This window comes from Candidatus Litorirhabdus singularis (genome assembly GCF_026262625.1).
In the GTDB taxonomy this organism is placed as follows: Bacteria; Pseudomonadota; Gammaproteobacteria; order Pseudomonadales; family Halieaceae; genus Litorirhabdus; species Litorirhabdus singularis.
The window spans coordinates 937,803-956,488 of record NZ_SHNN01000001.1; the positions used below are offsets into that span (position 1 = coordinate 937,803).

General features: G+C 53.3%; 19 protein-coding genes. 13 read left to right on the top strand and 6 right to left on the bottom strand.

What is annotated here, in order from left to right:
- Positions 1-30 precede the first annotated feature (30 nt).
- The 11 genes from lgt (at position 31) to EYC98_RS04325 (ending at position 8,752) form a co-directional block, all read left to right on the top strand.
- Complete coding sequence (gene lgt, locus EYC98_RS04275) at positions 31-828, top strand: prolipoprotein diacylglyceryl transferase (RefSeq protein ID WP_279244889.1); 798 nt, start codon at positions 31-33, stop codon at positions 826-828.
- Positions 829-848: 20 nt separating this feature from the next.
- Entirely contained in the window at positions 849-1,643 is a 795-nt protein-coding gene (locus EYC98_RS04280; RefSeq protein WP_279244063.1) for a thymidylate synthase, read from the top strand.
- A gap of 6 nt (positions 1,644-1,649) precedes the next feature.
- Positions 1,650-2,156: a dihydrofolate reductase gene (locus tag EYC98_RS04285; RefSeq protein WP_279244064.1), complete on the top strand. Its 507-nt coding sequence runs from the start codon at positions 1,650-1,652 to the stop codon at positions 2,154-2,156.
- Between the two features lie 240 nt (positions 2,157-2,396).
- Entirely contained in the window at positions 2,397-3,185 is a 789-nt protein-coding gene (locus EYC98_RS04290; RefSeq protein ID WP_279244065.1) for a DUF3450 domain-containing protein, read from the top strand.
- On the top strand, positions 3,185-4,573 hold the full coding sequence (locus EYC98_RS04295; RefSeq protein WP_279244066.1) for a MotA/TolQ/ExbB proton channel family protein: 1,389 nt from the start codon (positions 3,185-3,187) through the stop codon (positions 4,571-4,573). Before EYC98_RS04290 ends, EYC98_RS04295 begins: the two co-directional genes overlap by 1 nt.
- Position 4,574: 1 nt before the next feature.
- The gene (locus EYC98_RS04300) at positions 4,575-5,102 is read left to right on the top strand and encodes a MotA/TolQ/ExbB proton channel family protein (RefSeq protein WP_279244067.1); all 528 of its coding nucleotides are present in this window, start codon (positions 4,575-4,577) and stop codon (positions 5,100-5,102) included.
- Between the two features lie 10 nt (positions 5,103-5,112).
- The gene (locus EYC98_RS04305; RefSeq protein WP_279244068.1) at positions 5,113-5,517 is read left to right on the top strand and encodes an ExbD/TolR family protein; all 405 of its coding nucleotides are present in this window, start codon (positions 5,113-5,115) and stop codon (positions 5,515-5,517) included.
- 6 nt (positions 5,518-5,523) lie between these two features.
- Positions 5,524-6,135, top strand: coding sequence for an energy transducer TonB (locus EYC98_RS04310; RefSeq protein ID WP_279244069.1), 612 nt, complete (start codon positions 5,524-5,526; stop codon positions 6,133-6,135).
- A 15-nt stretch (positions 6,136-6,150) separates the two neighbouring features.
- Positions 6,151-7,506, top strand: coding sequence for a tetratricopeptide repeat protein (locus EYC98_RS04315; RefSeq protein WP_279244070.1), 1,356 nt, complete (start codon positions 6,151-6,153; stop codon positions 7,504-7,506).
- Positions 7,507-7,578: 72 nt separating this feature from the next.
- Positions 7,579-7,842, top strand: a complete 264-nt coding sequence (locus EYC98_RS04320; protein ID WP_279244071.1) for a DUF5062 family protein — start codon at positions 7,579-7,581, stop codon at positions 7,840-7,842.
- 211 nt (positions 7,843-8,053) lie between these two features.
- Positions 8,054-8,752, top strand: coding sequence for a DUF3313 family protein (locus EYC98_RS04325; protein ID WP_279244072.1), 699 nt, complete (start codon positions 8,054-8,056; stop codon positions 8,750-8,752).
- Positions 8,753-8,767: 15 nt separating this feature from the next.
- Here EYC98_RS04325 and glk read toward each other — a convergent pair whose 3' ends face one another.
- From glk to zwf, 4 genes are read right to left on the bottom strand one after another with little or no spacing between them, the layout of a single operon-like run.
- Complete coding sequence (gene glk, locus EYC98_RS04330; protein ID WP_279244073.1) at positions 8,768-9,703, bottom strand: glucokinase; 936 nt, start codon at positions 9,701-9,703, stop codon at positions 8,768-8,770.
- A 53-nt stretch (positions 9,704-9,756) separates the two neighbouring features.
- A complete protein-coding gene (gene edd, locus EYC98_RS04335) occupies positions 9,757-11,571 on the bottom strand; it encodes a phosphogluconate dehydratase (protein ID WP_279244074.1) in 1,815 nt (604 codons plus the stop codon).
- A gap of 1 nt (position 11,572) precedes the next feature.
- Positions 11,573-12,226 (bottom strand): 6-phosphogluconolactonase, encoded by a 654-nt coding sequence (gene pgl / locus EYC98_RS04340; protein WP_279244075.1) that lies wholly within the window; start codon positions 12,224-12,226, stop codon positions 11,573-11,575.
- The gene (gene zwf, locus EYC98_RS04345) at positions 12,219-13,679 is read right to left on the bottom strand and encodes a glucose-6-phosphate dehydrogenase (protein WP_279244076.1); all 1,461 of its coding nucleotides are present in this window, start codon (positions 13,677-13,679) and stop codon (positions 12,219-12,221) included. Before zwf ends, pgl begins: the two co-directional genes overlap by 8 nt.
- 230 nt (positions 13,680-13,909) lie before the next feature.
- Between zwf and EYC98_RS04350 the strand changes: the two genes are divergently transcribed.
- Positions 13,910-15,226: an MFS transporter gene (locus EYC98_RS04350; protein ID WP_279244077.1), complete on the top strand. Its 1,317-nt coding sequence runs from the start codon at positions 13,910-13,912 to the stop codon at positions 15,224-15,226.
- Positions 15,227-15,469: 243 nt separating this feature from the next.
- Here the strand turns inward: EYC98_RS04350 and EYC98_RS04355 are convergent, their stop codons facing one another.
- Positions 15,470-15,796, bottom strand: a complete 327-nt coding sequence (locus EYC98_RS04355) for a hypothetical protein (RefSeq protein WP_279244078.1) — start codon at positions 15,794-15,796, stop codon at positions 15,470-15,472.
- Between the two features lie 221 nt (positions 15,797-16,017).
- Between EYC98_RS04355 and EYC98_RS04360 the strand changes: the two genes are divergently transcribed.
- Entirely contained in the window at positions 16,018-16,374 is a 357-nt protein-coding gene (locus EYC98_RS04360) for a hypothetical protein (RefSeq protein ID WP_279244079.1), read from the top strand.
- Positions 16,375-16,407: 33 nt separating this feature from the next.
- Here the strand turns inward: EYC98_RS04360 and EYC98_RS04365 are convergent, their stop codons facing one another.
- Positions 16,408-18,639 carry an NADP-dependent isocitrate dehydrogenase gene (locus EYC98_RS04365; RefSeq protein WP_279244080.1) on the bottom strand — a complete coding sequence of 744 codons (2,232 nt, stop codon included), beginning with the start codon at positions 18,637-18,639 and terminating at the stop codon, positions 16,408-16,410.
- Positions 18,640-18,686: the final 47 nt, after the last annotated feature.

An 18,686-nucleotide genomic window follows, 5' to 3' on the forward strand; every position in this document is an offset into this window, starting at 1 on the left:
TTTCCCGTAACAAACATCCGCGAGCTCAATATGCTGACTTATCCGCAGATCGATCCGGTGGCTATTGCAGTCGGACCGGTGCAGGTGCACTGGTACGGGCTGAGTTATCTGGTCGGCCTTGGTTTTGCTTGGTGGTTGGCGGTGCGGCGTACGTCGCAGCCCTGGTCGGTGCTAAAGCGCGAGCAGGTTGACGACATGATCTTCTACTCCGCGTTAGGCGTGGTGCTGGGAGGTCGCTTGGGCTATAGCCTGTTTTACGGCGGCGACCGGCTGGTCCAGGATCCGACCTGGATACTCCGTGTATGGGAGGGAGGTATGTCCTTTCATGGCGGTGCGCTAGGGGTCATTCTTGCCAACTTTCTCTATGCCCGCTCACAGCGGATCGATTTTGGCGGGCTTATGGATTTTGTGGCGCCGCTGGTTCCAGTGGGGCTGGGGTTGGGCAGATTGGGAAACTTTATTGGTCAGGAGCTATGGGGCCGACCGACTACCGTACCCTGGGCGATGGTGTTCCCTGCCGATAAACTACAGTTAACTCGTCACCCCAGTCAGCTGTATCAGTTTGCGCTGGAAGGCGTGTTGTTATTCTGTTTGTTGTACTGGTTTTCTTCCAAAAAACGGCCACGCCTGACGATATGTGGTTTGGGCTTACTGGGCTATGGCGTGGTGCGGTTTATGGTGGAATTTACCCGCCAGCCAGACGGCCATATCGGCTTTGATGCCTTTGGCTGGATGACCCGAGGCCAGCTATTGAGCTTGCCAATGATAGCGTTGGGTATTTATCTTATTGTTAGCGGTTACAGAAAGCAGCGCGCCGCCGCTCACTGATATCAGGACACAGACCCCCCATGCAGCAATACCTCGATCTGCTTCAGCACATTATTGATACTGGTGTCGACAAATCCGACCGCACCGGTACTGGCACCCGCAGCGTGTTTGGTCACCAGATGCGCTTCGATCTAAAGGCCGGTTTTCCCATGTTAACCACCAAGAAATTGCACCTGAAATCGATTGTGCATGAGCTGCTATGGTTCCTGTCAGGAGATACCAATATTGCCTATCTCAAAGCCAATGGCGTGCGCATCTGGGATGACTGGGCGGACGCCGATGGTGAGTTGGGTCCGGTTTATGGCCATCAGTGGCGCTCCTGGCCAGCCCCGGACGGCGGCACTATCGATCAGATCACCAAGCTGGTTGAGCAGATCAAGAGCAACCCCGATTCACGTCGACACATAGTCAGTGCCTGGAATGTCGCCGAGGTGGACAATATGGCGCTGCCCCCCTGTCATAGTTTGTTCCAGTTTTATGTAGCAGACGGGCGCCTTTCCTGTCAGCTCTATCAGCGCAGTGCTGATGTATTCTTGGGGGTGCCCTTCAATATTGCGTCCTATGCACTGCTGACTCTAATGGTGGCACAAGTCTGCGATCTCGAACCCGGTGATTTTGTGCATACTTTTGGTGATGTCCATCTTTACAATAATCACTTTGAGCAGGCTCACCTGCAATTGCAGCGCTCACCCACCGCGCTGCCGCGTATGGCTATCAATCCAGAGATACGGGATATTTTCGGGTTTCGGTTTGAGGATTTCGAATTACTGGATTATGAGCCGCAAGCGCATATAGCCGCTCCGGTAGCGGTGTAGCTGCAGATGCACCTCGCGTTGATCGCAGCTGTGGCGGATAACGGGGTTATTGGTAGCAACAATGCTCTGCCCTGGCATTTGCCGGAAGACCTGCGCTACTTCAAGCGCTCCACCATGGGCAAACCTATTGTTATGGGGCGACTGACTTACGAGTCCATCGGCAGGCCATTGCCCGGCCGTACGAACATTGTTGTCAGTCGCGAGGCCGGGTTAAAAATAGATGGCGTGCAGGTCGCAGGCGATCTTCCAGCTGCATTGGAGCTAGGTAAAGTCGCCGCAGCCAAGGCCGGCGTTGATGAGTTGGTGGTGATTGGGGGAGCACAAATTTACGCACTGGCGTTGCCGCTGGCGCAGCGCCTTTATCTAACCGAGGTGCATGCAGACGTGTCAGGTGACGTGTTTTTTCCTGCCTGGGATCGAACGCAGTGGCAGGAGTTAGAGCGCGAGCCTCATCAAGCTGGCGATGCCAATCCCTATGATTACAGTTTTGTGGTCTACGAGCGCCGTAGCTAGCGCAGACTTACCGATAGAATGTTACCGAAGCTCCATGAGCACGTGACGTTTGTTACCAATTTACACATGTAGTTACGCAAGCCCTTTCCCCTCTGCCATTTCGTTGCTTAATTCCAGTTAATGTTATTAAATCGTTCTCCCTTTGTTTGCTGACTCTCATTTTTCCACTATAAATAAAGAAGAGTTCTAATAAACACTGCTCACAAGTGACATTCTGTTGGTTATAGGAAACGCACATCAATGAATATGCATCGATTAAAAACGGTAGTGATCGCTGCGGCGGTAGTGGCTGGCTCAGTAATGGGTTTTGCTTCTGTCTCGCAGGCCGATGAAACCCTGAATGCCATCCTCAAGGTTGGCGAGACTAAAAACGTGGCCGCGGCTAAATCGCAGGTTAAAATCGACAAGCTGGCTGACGAGACCCGTTCGCTGCTGACCGACTATAAGACGGTTAACAAGCAGATTGATGGGCTCAAGGTTTACAACGCGCGTTTGCAAAAGCAGATTGATAATCAGCTGCGCCGTATTGCTGATATCGAAAATTCAATTTCTCAGGTAACAGTTATCCAGCGTCAGATGACACCGTTGGTCATTCGTATGATTGACGGGCTGGAAAAATTTGTTGCTCTCGATGTGCCGTTCCACATGGGCGAGCGTGAGAAGCGAATCGCTTTCTTACGAGGCAATCTTGATCGCTCTGACGTGAGCGTGGCTGAGAAATTTCGTCAGGTACTAGAGGCTTACAAAATTGAGAGTGAGTATGGTCGTAAGATCGATGCTTACAAAGGTAGTGTAGAGATTGACGGCGTGGAGCGTGATGTGAACTTCTTCCGCGTTGGTCGCATCGCCCTGCTCTATCAAACCACTGATACCGAAGTAGCCGGCGCCTGGGACCAGAGCAGCCGCAGCTGGGTAGAACTTGATAACGGGGAATATCGCAACGCCATCATGAAAGGCCTGCGGATAGCTCGTAAGGAGGCATCAATTGATGTCTTGAACTTGCCGATTGCTGCTCCGGAGGTCAAATAATGAGTATCAAAATGATTAAGGTCGCCGTCGCCGGTGCACTGCTGGCCTTCACTGCCACGGCTACCGTTGCGCAAGAGGCAAAGAGCCTCGATGAGCTACTGGAATTCGTCAAGCAGGGACAAATTACTGAAGCGCGTGAAAATCGTTCACGCGAGCAAGCGTTTACAAATGCTAAGGCCGACCAAAAGCGGTTGTTGGAACAGGCCAAGGCAGAGCGTGCCCGGCAGGAACGCATCAGTGCCGAGTTGGAAAAATTGTTTGAAGAGAACGAATTGCTTGTTGCCGACAAGCAGAAGCAGTTGAAGGAGCGCCTGGGTACATTGGCCGAACTGTTTGGACACCTGACTTCAACGGCGGGTGATGCGATAACTAACTTTGAAACTTCACTGACTAGCGCGCAGTTCCCGAATCGCGGTGAATTTCTGACGCAGCTGATCGAGAAGATGAGTGGCAGTGATCAATTGCCCAGTATTGAGGAAATTGAACGCGTCTGGTTTGAGCTGCAGCGTGAAATGACTGAATCTGGTCGCGTGGTAGCGTTTGAAGCAGAATTGGCCAAGCCCAATGGTGACAAGATCCAGGGCACAGTCGTTCGGATCGGTACTTTCAATATTATTTCTGAAGAAGGGCGTTATTTGCAGTACGTGCCTGAGAAAGGCACCCTGGAAGAACTATCACGTCAGCCTTCAGGACCCTATCTGTCTTGGGCGGCCAAGTTGGCAGCGTCTGCTGGTGGTGAAGGCCTGCAGAAGTTTGGTGTAGACCCTACCGGTCCTACTGGTGGTTCTTATCTGGCGGCGTTAATCAACAGCCCGAATCTGGAAGAGCGTTGGCATCAAGGTGGCTACGTGGGTTATGCGATTACCGCGGTGGGTGCGGTTGCATTTCTGATTGCTATCTGGCGTCTGCTGGCCTTGGCAATGATGAGCTCCCGGGTCACCTCGCAGCTGAAGAGCAGCACGGCCAATACCAACAACCCACTGGGACGCGTACTGAAAGTACATGAAGACAATCCCAGCATGGATCCTGAGACGCTGGAGCTGAAACTGAGTGAAGCGATTCTAAAAGAGACTCCGTCTATTGAGAATTCGTTGACCCTGTTGAAGATTATTTCAGCGGTTGCCCCGCTGATGGGTCTGCTCGGTACGGTAACCGGTATGATTATTACCTTCCAGGCGATCACCATCTTTGGTGCTGGCGATCCTAAGGCCATGGCCGGCGGTATCTCTGGTGCGTTGGTAACAACGGTTCTGGGTCTGCTGGTAGCTATTCCCACGGTATTGCTCCACACGATAGTGAACGGACGCGCTCAGCGCATCATTCATATCTTGAACGAGCAGTCGACCGGCATCATTGCCGAGCACACCGAGGCGAACCTGAGGTCGTAATATGTTCTGGTTTGACAACGCTTTGGAGGCCGTTGCCCGCTTCATGGATATGGGCGGCAACGTACTCTGGCTGATTGCTCTACTGCTGTTTTGTATGTGGGCGCTGATCTTCGAGCGAGCTTGGTACTTTTATGCCGGCTGGCGGGCAGATGCAGCGAAAGCTATCCAGCAGTGGGAATCCCGTGGCGAACGCAAGTCTTGGGCGGCCCACCAGATTAGGCTAAAGCTGATCTCGGAAGCTCAGATTCAGATTAATCAGTATCTGCCAGTGATCAAGACCATGGTCGCCTTGTGTCCGCTATTGGGGCTGTTGGGAACTGTGACCGGTATGATCGAAGTATTTAACATTATGGCGGTCACCGGTGGTGGCGATGCCAAATCAATGGCGGGCGGTGTCTCACGTGCAACCATCCCGACGATGGCGGGCATGGTAGCAGCGCTATCGGGGGTATTTGCCAACACTTATATCGCCCGAACTGCGGCGCGAGAAAGCACCTTTCTCAAAGACAACTTAACAACGGATCATTAAGAGGGCTGCCATGCGCGGACAACCTAACAAGACGGCGGACGAAGAAGCTCAGATTGACTTGACCCCCATGCTCGACGTGGTGTTCATCATGCTGATTTTCTTTATTGTGACAGCCTCTTTCATTAAAGAAGCGGGCGTAGAAGTGAACCGACCGGAAGCTTCGACGTCTAACCCCAAAGAGAATGTAAATATTCTGATTGCGGTAACTGCGAATGATGAAATATGGATGGATGGGCGACGTATTGATGTACGCGCCGTGCGCGCTAACGTGGAACGGCTGCATGCCGAGAACCCGAAGGGCGCAGTGGTTATTCAGGCGGATAACACATCTACTACAGAAACAGTGGTGGCAGTACTCGACGCTTCTCGCGAAGCAGGTGTGCTGGACGTCTCTTTGGCGACGGAAGACAATTAAACGCGTATGAACAACAACTTTGTCAGGCTTTTTATCGGTGCCGTATTCGCTGTTCCTGTAGCGGGTGGATTGTTCTTTATTATGCAATATCTTATCTCCTCTGCTGATCTTAAGCTGGACGAAGACAAGATTCGTAAAGTAGCGGATATTCATATGCCTGAGCGTGATATTGATACCAATGTCGCTGAGGCCAAGCCGGACAAGCCGGATGATCCCGATGAGCCGCCGCCCGATCTGGACACTCCAGACCTCGATATGGATATGAACCTGGAAGCCGTTAACATGGCACCTGCGGGTAAGATGAACGTGGCTATTCAGGGTACAGGTGGCTTGAGCGCATCAGATGGAGAGTATCTGCCGATCGTGAAAGTGGCGCCTATTTACCCCCGTCGCGCTCAGTCACGAGGTATCGAAGGGTATTGCATCATTGAGTACGTTGTTACCAAGAGCGGTTCTATACGTGATCCCGTTGCGGTTGATTGTCAGCCTTCCGGTATTTTTAATAAGGCTTCTTTGAAGGCCTCCTTAAAATTCAAGTATAAGCCCCGCGTGGTTGACGGTGAAGCCATTGAAGTGGCTGGTGTACAGAACAAGTTTACCTACGAGTTGGAAAAATAGGTCGGTACGCGTTTTATGAAAGCATTGATATTTCAATCGGTAGTGCGACGTCTTACCTCTGCGACTTTGCTGGCAGCTCCGCTGCTGACGTTACAGGTAGCGTTGGTTCAGGTTCAAGCTGATCTGGGGTACGCCAGTTTTTCTGCTGCACAGGCACAGGATGCTGAGAAAAAACCTCAGCAGGAAACACGGCGCACGCCAGCGTTGCGGAACAAAGTCTATGAGCAGCTATCGGAAGCCCAGGTATTTCTGGAAGCCAAGCAGTACGATGAAGCTCTTGAAGTACTGCGCGACATGGAAGAGCAGTCTGGTAAGAAAGCGCTCAACAGCTACGAGTTAGCCAACTTATATAACCTGTTTGCTTTTGTATATTATTCCAGAGAAGACTATAACGGCGCCTTGCGTGCCTATAGTAAAGTGGTTGCGCAGCCAGATATTCCGCTGGCTATGGAGATCAACACTCGCTATACCATCGCTCAATTGTATTTCGTGCAAGAAGATTGGCGCAAAGGCATCAGCGCGCTTCTGGAATGGTTTAAGGTCGCCGATGCACCCAGTGCCCAAGCGTACATACTGCTCGGTCAAGGGTATTATCAGCTTAAGGATTACGACAACTCACTGAAGAACACTTTAACAGCAGTGAATATGTACAAGGATAAGGGCAAGGTGCCTAAGGAACAGTGGTATAGCCTGCTCCGGTTCTTGTACTTTGAGAATAACGATTTGCCCAACACCATCGATGTGTTGGAAGAGATGTTGGTGCACTACCCCAAAAAGCAGTATTGGGTCCAGCTGTCTCATATGTATAGCGAAGTAAAGCAGGAGAGCAAGCAGCTCGCCGCCATGGAAGCAGTTTACGTGCAGAACCTGTTGGACAAGGATCGTGAGCAAGTGACTATGGCTTACCTGTACTTGAACGCTGACGTGCCTTACAAGGCGGCCAGGGTGCTGGACAAGGGTATCAAGGATAAGACTGTAGAAGACTCCTCCAAAACGTTAGAGATTCTGGGGAATGCGTGGCGCCAGGCGCAAGAAGTTGAGAAGTCGATACCGGTTATGGAGCAGGCCGCATCGAAGAGCGAAAAGGGTGAACTGTATGTGCGCCTGGGTAATGTCTATCTCGATAATGACGAGTTCAAAAAGGCGATAACCGCTATCGAAAAAGGATTGAACCGGGGTGGTGTGAAGCGTCCCGATAGTGCTCGCTTGGTGCTGGGTATGGCGGCATTCAACAATAAGCAATACAGCAAAGCGCGTAAGGCGTTTGAAACTGCGGCCAAGGATAAGCGCTCCAAGAAATATGCAGATCAGTGGCTGAAGTACATGGCTAACGAACTGGAACGGCAACGTAGCCTGGCTGAGGATGTCTAAGCTTTGTATGGCATTATGTGGAGGGAGCTGCGGCTCCCTTTTTTGTCTCTGTGGCGTATGCGGTAAAGCCTAATGAAGAAGCTCAAGAATGAAACTGAACTGTTGCGGGAAGCGCTGCGCATAGGTGCGGTTTATGCACAGAAGCGCGGCGCTGGAGAATTTGAGGCTGCAGACTCAGCGCATGATAAAGTCACATTTTTGTACCGCTTGTTGGTCCGCGACAAGCTCATACAGCCATTGGCCAAGGATCAGGTGAGCGACCCCAATATGAAGCACAAGCTTGCACTTTGGATGTCGCGCCAGTTGCCGGATGACCACCCGCTGAACAAAACGTGATTAGAGCCGGGTTTTGCCCTTTAGCTTGAATCGACACTTGCCATGACCGGCAGCGACATCGGCCAGGAACTTTTGGCGCTCGCAGGCATCGAATCTCCTATAGCCTCCGTTTAGTATGACCCCTCGAATGATGTGGCTGGCACGTGCCCCCAAAGCCGTTGAATTTTGGGAAGCGGCTTTCAAAACAAATTATCAGAAAAGGACGATAACTATGAGATCTAGCGCTACTGTATTGATGATGACATTACTGGTGTCGCTTCCTGGTTTTGCCGACGAGGCGGCCGGCGTCGCGGCTGAGGCGGTAAAGGATGAAATGGTCGAGGCCAAGAAGTCCAAGTTCAAGGACGCCTGGGTGCATCCTGATGCCGATTTCACCCGCTATAACCAACTCATGTTTGCCCCGACGGCTGATTGGGAGTTTCGTGACGTGGGCCAAGGGAAAACTAGCCGGACCAATACCTACAGCACCAATTCCAAGAATCAGTATGGCATTCGTGAAGAAGATCGCGAGAAGTTCAAGCAGACGGTAAGTGAATCCTTCTTGAAAGAAATGCAGCGCAGCAAAAAATTTGCAATAGTGGATACTGCGGGACCAACTACGATTCTGATCAAGGCTGCCGTGGTGGATATAGTGTCAAACGTACCACCGGAATATGTCGGGCGCTCAGAAGTTTATCTGGCGAGCACAGGTGAAGCCACACTGGTATTGGAGCTGCTGGACTCCGAGACCGGCGCGGTATTGGCCTACGTAGAGGATCGTCGCAAAATCCAGCCCGCCGGTAGCAGTGGCTCGCTTAATAGCTTCTCCATGCCATCTAATTCCGTGACCGTATGGTCGGACATTAAACGTTGGGCACGTAGCGGAGCCAGCCGTCTGCGCTCTTCCCTGGAAAAAGCGCAGAAAGGCTAAGGTTCACCGGGCAAATTACTGGAGCGCGACGCCTGCTGCGCCGAGCAATCCAGGGTTTGGTTCGACGATAACAGCGATGGCTACTTGCTCGAGCGTAGCGCGCATTGCCCCTTTGTCGGCGAAGCGCTGGCGAAAACTGGATTGCTGCAAATAGTCTACAAAGCGCGGCAGAATGCCACCGGCCAGATAGCAGCCGCCATAACAACCGCTGGATACCGCGAAATTGCCAGCCGCTGAGCCCAATAACCCGCAAAAGGTATCCAATGCTTGATTACACAGCGGGTCAGTTCCGGCCACTGCATGTTCACTAATCTGGTGTGGAGCAAAAGCCTCTGGTCTCTGGCCTTTGACCTGCGCCAGAGCGAGGTACAGCCGTTGTAAGCCAGGTCCGGATAGGAGTAATTCAGCATAGACCTCGCCGGCCTCGGCCTGCAAAACGCTAAACAACTCCAGCTCCAGTGCTGTGGCAGGGCTTAGACCTGCGTGTCCGGGTTCGCAGGCTACCACCTCAGCCCCTTTGCGGAACAATGCGCCGCCAAGGCCGGTTCCCGGACCTATCGCGATAAGATCGTGTTTTGCAAAGGTCAGTCCCGGTGTGAGCGATACCAATTGTGATGGCTGTAGACTGGGGAGCGAGTGGGCAATGGCTTCAAAGTCGTTGATCAGTCTCAGCTGGCTGAATCCGAATTGCTGCACCAATTCGCGACAGGAAAACTTCCAGTCGGCATTAGTCATGTCGACCCAGTCGCCATCAATAATGGCGGCGATAGCGAAGCAGGCACTTTCGGGATGCTCATGTACATTGTTGAGATAAGACTCAATAGCATCGGAAAAATTGGGATATTCCACACAGTTACGAGTTTGCATGTCTCTGAGTTCGCCCCGCTCTTCGTCGTATAGTGCGAGACGCACGTTAGTACCGCCGACGTCGGCGACCAGCCGCAAGCTCACAGTAGCTGCTCCGTTCCCGGTGTTAGGTTGGTTATCACGGCGCCGACCGTTGCTTAACGAACCAGGGCGCTGGCGCCCTGCTCGGCGACGGAGCTATGATCACGCATGACCTGAAACAGCTCTCTGCCCCAGCCAGTCTGGTTATGAGTCAGGTCGGGCATGGTTACCTTTCTGGCGGCCAGAGTTGCGTCGTCAACTAGCACACGCAGTATTCCTGCATCGGCATCGAGCTCTATCATATCGCCCTGCTCGATGGCGGCTATTGCACCGCCGGCGGCGGCCTCGGGGCTCATATGTATGGCCGCCGGCACTTTGCCAGAAGCCCCAGACATCCGTCCATCGGTGACTAGTGCCACCTTGAAGCCTTTGTCCTGAAGCACTGCCAGATAGGGTGTTAGTTTGTGTAACTCTGGCATACCGTTGGCATTGGGGCCCTGATAGCGGACCACGGCGACGAAATCTCGATCCAACTCACCGGCTTCAAAGGCGCGATACAAGTCCGGTTGCTCATGAAAAATGATCGCCGGTGCGGTAATTTTTCGGTGGGCCTCGGCGACGGCTGAGACCTTGATCACTGAGCGGCCGATGTTGCCTTTTAGAAGCTGCATGCCACCGTGTGTTTGGAAAGGGTCCTTGGCACTGCGCACTATTGTACTGTCGGCCAGAGCTGGATCTGGCGCCTGCCAGATCAACTTGTCGTCCTTCATAACCGGTTTTTGGGTATAACTCCGGGGTCCATCGCCGGCGCTAGTGAGTACATCGGCATGCATGAAGCCGCCATCAAGTAATTCGCGGATAACCCAAGCACTGCCTCCAGCTGCGTGAAAGTGATTTACGTCTGCGGTGCCATTGGGGTAAATGCGTGTTAGCAAAGGCGTGGCATCCGACAAGTCGGCGTAGTCCTGCCAATCGATTTGTATACCCGCTGCTGCTGCAATAGCAACCCAGTGAATAGCATGATTGGTGGAACCGCCGGTAGCTAGGAGGGTTACCAACGCATTGACGATACAACGCTCATCCACAACCTGGGAAAGCGGACGGTAGTCGTTGCCCAATGCGGTTATTTTGGTGATCTGCTCGGCAGCTGCGACCGTTAGTGCAGGACGCAGATCACCGGCAGGAGGTTCAAAGGCAGCGCCTGGAATGTGCAGGCCCATGGCCTCCATCAGCATTTGGTTACTATTGGCGGTACCGAAGAAGGTACAGGTGCCAGGACTATGATAAGCGGCACTTTCGGCGTCCAAAAGGGTTTCTGATGAAACCTCGCCCTTGGCATAGCGTTGTCTTACCGCGGCCTTGTCGGCATTGCTGAGCCCAGTGGGCATTGGCCCGGCCGGGACAAAAAGAAAGGGCAGGTGACCGAAACTCAAAGCGCCTATGAGCATTCCCGGTACTATCTTGTCACAGACGCCCAGACAAATAGCGCCATCAAACATATTGTGACTGAGCGCGATTGCCGTAGCTGCGGCAATGATATCGCGGCTAAACAGGCTTAGCTCCATACCGGTATCGCCCTGGGTTACGCCGTCGCACATCGCCGGGACACCACCGGCAAACTGTGCAGTGGAACCCATTTTGCGCACTGCGTCTTTGATCAGGTTCGGGTAGGTCTCCAGCGGCTGATGTGCTGAGAGCATGTCATTGTAGGCGGAGACTATGGCGATGTTGGCGCTTTCGGTGAGTCGTAGGGTTTGTTTGTCGTCGGTTTGGCAGGCGGCATAGCCATGGGCCAGATTGCTGCAAGAAAGCTGACCTCGTTGCGGGCCCTTACTGCGCATCCGTTCGCATTTTTCCAGGTAGGCCGCGCGGCTCTCAAGGCTGCGCTCAATAATGCGTTCGGTAACCTTGGTTACTGCGTCTATTGTCATGTCAGGGTGCCCAAAATATAGTGATATGTGAGTGTGCCGCTTCTATCAGAGTCCGAATGGGTAGACTGGTAGTGGCTGAATCATTCATCGCCTCCTGCAACACGCGATACTTTTCCTCGCCTTCGATGTGTAATACCAATTGCTGGCTGGCACAGAGGGTCTGCAAACCAAAAGTCTCACGTGCTTCGGGTTGGCTGGGCGGTGTCATGGTATAAACAGGCTGGTCCCCGTTCAGGGCCGACTTCAGCTCGGGCGCGTCAGGAAACAACGATGCCGTATGGCCGTCATTCCCCATACCCAACAGTGTTATATCGGCAAAGGGCTTTGTGTCCCAGGTTTGGGCTGCCTCGCTGAGGCTTAAAAATGCTGCGGCTGCTGCTTTCTCTTGCAACAACTCTTGTTGCACCATGCTGGCGTTGCAGCGCGGATGGTCTGCGGGTACGAGTCGCTCATCCGCAAGACACACCGACACGTTCTGCCAGTCGAAGGTTGTCTTTGCCAATTGATGAAACAGCGGTATTGGGGTGCTGCCCCCGGAGACGATAAGCCGACCGGTGCCGCGCTGCTTGATGCCACCTTCCAGTTGTTCGCAGATGAGTGCTGACAGTGCGTCATGCAGTGCCTGGCGGGAGTCGAACTCGCGTAGATTATTCATGCCAGCTGCGACCATCGCGCTCGATCAAACTGGTAGCCGATGACGGGCCCATACTGCCGGCCTTATAGAGCTTGGGCTTCTTGCCGTTCTGCTCCCAGCTTTCAACGATGGTATCGGCCCAGCGCCAGGCATTTTCCACTTCGTCTCTGCGCATGAACAACGTTTGGTCGTTGTTGATCACGTCCAGTAGTAGGCGCTCATAGGCATCGTTGCTGCGGCCTATCGACTTTTGTTTACCCGTCAGATCCAGCGCAGTAGGTTGCAGTGACATACCTGACCCCAACCCCGGCTGTTTGCTCATGGCATACAGAGTCACGTTTTCTTCCGGCTGTAGGCGCATAACCAGCTGATTACGTAATTCCTCATTGCTGTTATAGGGGAATATGGAGTGGACCTGCGGCTTGAACTCAATCACGATCTCAGAGAACTGTTGGGCCAAGCGCTTGCCTGTGCGCAGATAGAACGGTACTCCGGACCAGCGCCAATTAACGACTTCTGCTTTCAGTGCCACGTAGGTCTCGGTAAGAGCACAGTCATGATATTCCTCCTGATCAAGGAAACCCGGTACGGCCTCACCATCCATCTGTCCGGCGGCATACTGCCCGCGTACGGTGTCTTCGCGCACGCGATGTTTGTCCATACCCTGCAGACTGGTGAGTACTTTGACCTTTTCATCGCGAATCGCATCCGCGTCGAGGTTGTTTGGTGGCTCCATGGCAACCAGACAGAGAATTTGTAACAGGTGATTTTGCACCATGTCGCGCAAGGCGCCGACTTCTGCATAGTAGCTGCCTCGGCCTTCTACCCCTAGGCTTTCTGCGACAGTGATCTGTACGCTGTCGATATAGTGATGGCTCCACAGGTGCGAGAACATGGGGTTGCCAAAGCGCAGTGCGATGAGGTTCTGAACAGTTTCCTTGCCCAGGTAATGATCGATACGGAAAGTGGCGAGCTCGTCAAATACTTCAGCCACAGCGCTGTTGATTTCCTGGCAGGACTCCAGATCCTGACCCAGCGGCTTTTCCAGTACCACGCGCGAGTTTTCTGTGAGCACCCCGCTGCTTTGTAAGTTACTGCAGATTGCACCGTACAACGACGGCAGTGTTGCGAGGTAGTAGATGCAGGGGCGCCGCTGAAGATTGAAATCTGCCAGGGCTTGGTAGCCGCTAGCTGTGTTGGCATCTACGGTGACAAATTCCAGCCGAGCAGAAAAAGTGGCCCAGACCTCTTCGTCCCAATCTTCGTCAGGCAGGTACTTCTGCAGCTGCTCTGCGACTAAATCGCGGTACTGGGGCGAATTGAACTCTGCCCTGCTGGCTCCGATGATGTGCTCTAGCTGGTCGAGCAAATTCGCCGCTTCCAGGTAATACAGCGCTGGTAGCAATTTACGTAGTGCCAGATCGCCATTACCGCCAAAAATCACCAGATCATGGCGTTGTCGTTGTTCTGTCATAGCTGAGTGTGCTCCCAGGGTACGAATCGGTAGCGATTGAAGAGCTTGTAGTTATCCGCTAGATTGTGAGTCGCCGTGCGGGTTTTAGCAAGCGCCTGGTCGTTAGCAAGGACTTATGCTGCGTTTAAGCGAATTAGGGGGCGTTGCAAGGGTGGAAACCGGTCCATAGTAGGCCCTTGTGAGCGCCGCAGCCTGCACTGTCACATAGCTAATAAAAATAAGGGTATACCATGACCAGCAGTTCGGTAGATCGTAAGAAACTGTATTACGTAGGCAATTTGTCGATTTTTATGATTGGGTTGGGCTTTGCCGTGCGCGCCAATATTGCTCCCAACCTGCAGACTGATATCTACGACAAAATCGATCTGGCGAATTCAGCGTCCATGGTTGGGGAAGCCTTGGGCATTACCTTCACCGGCTTTGCTCTGACCTTATTGTTCGGCAGCGCATTAGTTGATGTGGTGGGTATGAAGCGCATGCTGCTATTGTCTGCATTGGGATATATCGCTGGCTCAGCTGGCTTATTGATGGCGGCGCTCAATCCCACAGGTGCGTCGGTTGAGACTATGGTTCTGGTCAGCCTGTTGTTGACCGGTCTGGGCTGGGGCGCAGTCGAGGCCGCGGCCAACCCTATGGTTGCCGCGCTCTATCCGGAGGAAAAAACGCATCGTCTGAATATCCTTCACGCCTGGTGGCCTGCCGGTATTGTGGTGGGCGGCCTGCTAGGGGTAGCGATTACTGCACTCGGTTTACCGTGGCAGTTGAACATGTTCGTATTGATGTTGCCGGCTCTGGTATTGGCCTGGATGGTGGCTAGCTCGGTGTTCCCGGTCACTGAGCGGGTTGCCGCCGGAGTCAGTTACACCGGCATGATTATGGAGCTACTGAAACGTCCGCTGTTTTGGGTATTTTGGTGCTGCATGTATTTAACGGCGACAGCCGAGCTGGCGCCGGGCCAGTGGGTGAATATTTCGCTGTCCAATATTGTTGGTATGCAGGGCATTTTGTTATTGGTTTACGTCAGCGCTTTGATGTTTATCATGCGCCATTTCGCGGGTCCTATCGTCGCCCGTATTTCCTCGGTGGGATTGCTGTTTGTCGGTTGTCTGGCAGCTGGCATTGGTTTGTATCTGCTGAGTATCTCCACTTCGCCCATTGCTGCATTTGCGGCGGCCACGGTGTGGGGTGCAGGCATCGCCTTCATCTGGCCAACGATGCTGGCAATTGCCTCTGAGCGTTTTCCCAAGGGTGGGGCTGTGGCTATGGGGCTGATGGGTTTTGCCGGTGGTATGGCAATTCAGTTTGTGCTGCCGCGCATGGGCGCTATTTTCGACAACGCGAAAGCCGAGGCAGCTGGTGGCGCTGATAAGCTGGCGGGACTGTCGCCAGAGGCAATGGCAGAGGTGTTGCGTTACGCGTCGGTAGAATCATTCCAGGCAGTTGCTGTTGTACCGCTGCTACTGCTACCGGTGTTCGGCGCAATCTGGCTCTATGATCGCTCTCGCGGTACCGGCGGCGCCGAAGTTATAACACAAGGCCCCGGCTAAGTATTGCACGGGAGACGGATTACACCTTAAGTTCTTACAAACAACGCAAAGGAGAGTTTCGCGAGTGTCGCAAACCCAACCGGGCCCCTGATCTAGCAGACTATATCTTCAATGCCCGGTTTTTTAGCCGGGGCTTACAGGCCTGATTAGGGTCATCAATTTGTTCAGGGTTTGATATGTCGCCAATCTCGGTTGGTTGAATGCAGGCGCGAGTTTTTAGGGTGGGCTGCAGTGCGAACGGGTTTAGCTGGACACTTTACGCAGTTTCCAGCGGTCTCCGTCTTCGCGGTCCTCAGTATACCGGTACTCGACTTTAGCGCCGGGTTTGGCTGAGGTAATGTCAGAGCCTGCAGGTTGCTTGAAGTCTAGCTTTTCACCTTTGCGGATATGGCAGTTGGCACCGTCTTCGGCTGCCTTGTAGGAATGGAATGCGACGTAGACCTTGTTGCTGTCGGACTGCTGTTTTTTGACCGTACCCTCGAGTACGCAGTCCCGGTTTGTCTCGGCACTTGCGCCCGCGGCCATCAGTGTGGTGATCAAGCCAGCCATCAGCGTAATCGTTATTTTCACAGGTTACCTCTCTGTCGTTTCACAACGAACCGTTTATTGTTTAAACCTTAAGCACGATGTTACTCCGCTTCACCCATTTGTTACATAACCGTCATAAAAAGTTCATATAAGGGGTTTAGCGAAAATTTTGGGGGGTCTGGCTGAGGCTGTCACGTCGCGGTAACAAACCTGTCATAGAGGGTCGCTAAGGTTCGCCCTATATGATTTAGTTAGGGTTGGTTATGGTGCGCTTAATCACTTTTGCAGTGTTAGCTGGCGGTCTGACATTTTCGATGCAGGTGCGTTCGCTGGCAATGGGCCCCGCAGAGTTTGCCGCTTCGGGCAAGCTGGCATGCGTACTCGCAGAGGAATCGCTGGGATATGTCTCCAAGACTGAGTACGGTAATCTTACCGAGCAGGTGCTGGAAGGTTTTGATCAGCAGGAGAGTGATGCCATTTACGCCAAGGCACTGGGCTATTACGACGGGCTTATGTTCGGTATCCCGGCCGGCGACCAGGAGCGGGTGTATTCGCGGCTGCGCAATTTTGTCAGCAGTAAAGCCTGCGCATTTTCTGCCCCGGTTAACGTGCTGATATGAATGAGGGCCTGGCTTAGCCAAGCCCTCGTTCCGTCAGCTGGCCATTTCCGCCAACAGCGCATTCAGCGTTGGGCTGGCGCGCATGACTTCTTTTACCATGTCGCGTTCGGCGTGATAGTAGCCTTCGATTTTCGCGGGCACGCCTTGTATCTCGGCTAATTCACCCAGTACCTGAGTCTCATTGTTTGCGAGTTTCTCTGCAAAAGGTGCAAACTTGGCCGCTAACGCTGCGTCCTCTGTCTGAGCTGCAAGCTCCTGTGCCCAGTACATACCGAGGAAGAAATGACTGCCACGGTTATCCAGTTCACCGGTCTTGCGTGAAGGCGATTTGTTGTTCTCCAGTAGCTTGCCGGTAGCCTTGTCCAACGTGCTGGCCAGCAGTTGAATGCTGGCGTTGCCCTGCTTCATACCCATATCTTCCAGTGAAACCGCCAGTGCCAGAAATTCACCCAGTGAATCCCAGCGCAGATGGTTCTCTTCCAGAATCTGTTGAACGTGCTTGGGTGCTGAACCACCTGCGCCCGTTTCATACATTCCGCCGCCGTTCAGCATGGGTACTATCGACAACATCTTGGCTGAGGTGCCGAGTTCAATAATCGGGAACAGGTCGGTGAGGTAATCGCGAAGTACGTTGCCAGTTACCGAAATGGTATCCAGGCCGCGTACCATGCGCTCCATGGAAAGCCTGATAGCTTCCACGTAGCCCAGTAGTCTTATATCCAGACCTTCGGTGTCGTGCTCTTGCAGATAGGCAGTCACCTTCTTGCTGAGCTCACGGTCGTGGGCGCGCTCAGGATCAAGCCAGAATACGGCCGGGGTAGCGGAATTGCGTGAGCGGCTTACTGCGAGTTTGACCCAGTCACGAATAGCGACGTCTTTGGTTTGGCAGGCACGCCAGATGTCACCAGCGTTAACGCTGTGTTGCATGAGCACGCTACCGTCACTGTCGACGACGCGCATGGTGCCCGCAGTATTCAGTTCAAAGGTTTTGTCATGCGAGCCATATTCTTCGGCTTTCTTGGCCATTAGCCCCACATTTGGCACAGTGCCTATGGTAGTAGGGTCGAAGGCACCATTGGTTTTACAGAAGTTGATAACTTCCTGGTAGATCTTCGCGTAGGTGCTCTCAGGCATGACCGCTTTGGTGTCCTTGAGCTTGCCATCCGGGCCCCACATCTGGCCCGAGCTGCGAATCATGGCTGGCATGGAGGCGTCGACAATAACGTCGCTAGGCACGTGCAGGTTCGAAATACCCTTCACTGAATCAACCATCGCCAGTTCCGGGCGTGCGGCGTAGCAGGCCTGGATGTCCTCTTCAATTTCTTCACGCTGCGAGCGCGGCAGGTCGGCAATCTTGTCGTAGACACTGCCCAGTCCATTGTTAACGTTGACGCCCAGTTTTTTGAGCAGTTCGCCATGCTTGGCAAACAGGTCTTTGTAAAACACTTTAACCGCGTGGCCGAAAACGATGGGGTGTGACACCTTCATCATGGTGGCCTTAACGTGGAGTGACCACATGACGCCGGTTTGCTTGGCATCTTCCATGCTGGCTTCAAAAAACTCTTCCAGCTGATCACCACTCATGAACATGGCATCAAGAACTTCTCCGGCTTCCAGTGCCAGTTCCTTTTTCAGCGTCACGGTGCCGTCTGGGGCGACAAACTCGATGCGCACATCGGTAGCCGAGTCCATGGTGACGGATTGCTCGCTGGAGAAAAAATCACCGCCGCGCATATAGTCGGCGTGGGTGCGCGAAGCTTTACTCCATTCGCCCATGGAATGGGGGAATTTACGGGCAAAGGCTTTTACTGCCGCCGGAGCACGACGGTCAGAGTTGCCCTCGCGCAATACCGGGTTGACGGCGCTGCCCAAAGTCTTGGCGTAGCGGGCGCTGATATCCAACTCTTCTTCAGTTTGGGGGTTTTCCGGGAAATCAGGGATGTCATAGCCCTGGCCCTGCAGCTCGGTGATGCACTCTTGCAGCTGCGGCTCCGAGGCACTGATATTAGGCAACTTGACGATATTGGCGTCCGGGTCCTGAGTCAGCTCGCCAAGGAAGGCCAGACCGTCTACCACTTGTTGCTCTGGCTTGAGTCTGTCATTGAATGCTGAGAGTACCCGGCCAGCCAGTGAAATATCGCTGATCTTGACGTCAATACCGGCACTGCCAGTGAACACGCGCACGATGGGCAGCAGTGAGCAGGTGGCGAGCGAGGGTGCTTCGTCGGTTAGGGTGTAGTAGATGGTATTGGCGTTATTACTCAAGGCATTCACCGTTGTTGTTGTGTTGGTTAAAAATTTGGAGCGCTATT

What these genes read in the sequence shown, in the direction of transcription:
- lgt (WP_279244889.1), top strand. Translation starts at nt 31, where the DNA reads ATGCTGACTTATCCGCAGATCGATCCGGTGGCTATTGCAGTCGGACCG.
- EYC98_RS04280 (WP_279244063.1), top strand. Translation starts at nt 849, where the DNA reads ATGCAGCAATACCTCGATCTGCTTCAGCACATTATTGATACTGGTGTC.
- EYC98_RS04285 (WP_279244064.1), top strand. Translation starts at nt 1,650, where the DNA reads ATGCACCTCGCGTTGATCGCAGCTGTGGCGGATAACGGGGTTATTGGT.
- EYC98_RS04290 (WP_279244065.1), top strand. Translation starts at nt 2,397, where the DNA reads ATGAATATGCATCGATTAAAAACGGTAGTGATCGCTGCGGCGGTAGTG.
- EYC98_RS04295 (WP_279244066.1), top strand. Translation starts at nt 3,185, where the DNA reads ATGAGTATCAAAATGATTAAGGTCGCCGTCGCCGGTGCACTGCTGGCC.
- EYC98_RS04300 (WP_279244067.1), top strand. Translation starts at nt 4,575, where the DNA reads ATGTTCTGGTTTGACAACGCTTTGGAGGCCGTTGCCCGCTTCATGGAT.
- EYC98_RS04305 (WP_279244068.1), top strand. Translation starts at nt 5,113, where the DNA reads ATGCGCGGACAACCTAACAAGACGGCGGACGAAGAAGCTCAGATTGAC.
- EYC98_RS04310 (WP_279244069.1), top strand. Translation starts at nt 5,524, where the DNA reads ATGAACAACAACTTTGTCAGGCTTTTTATCGGTGCCGTATTCGCTGTT.
- EYC98_RS04315 (WP_279244070.1), top strand. Translation starts at nt 6,151, where the DNA reads ATGAAAGCATTGATATTTCAATCGGTAGTGCGACGTCTTACCTCTGCG.
- EYC98_RS04320 (WP_279244071.1), top strand. Translation starts at nt 7,579, where the DNA reads ATGAAGAAGCTCAAGAATGAAACTGAACTGTTGCGGGAAGCGCTGCGC.
- EYC98_RS04325 (WP_279244072.1), top strand. Translation starts at nt 8,054, where the DNA reads ATGAGATCTAGCGCTACTGTATTGATGATGACATTACTGGTGTCGCTT.
- edd (WP_279244074.1), bottom strand. Translation starts at nt 11,571, where the DNA reads ATGACAATAGACGCAGTAACCAAGGTTACCGAACGCATTATTGAGCGC.
- pgl (WP_279244075.1), bottom strand. Translation starts at nt 12,226, where the DNA reads ATGAATAATCTACGCGAGTTCGACTCCCGCCAGGCACTGCATGACGCA.
- zwf (WP_279244076.1), bottom strand. Translation starts at nt 13,679, where the DNA reads ATGACAGAACAACGACAACGCCATGATCTGGTGATTTTTGGCGGTAAT.
- EYC98_RS04350 (WP_279244077.1), top strand. Translation starts at nt 13,910, where the DNA reads ATGACCAGCAGTTCGGTAGATCGTAAGAAACTGTATTACGTAGGCAAT.
- EYC98_RS04360 (WP_279244079.1), top strand. Translation starts at nt 16,018, where the DNA reads ATGGTGCGCTTAATCACTTTTGCAGTGTTAGCTGGCGGTCTGACATTT.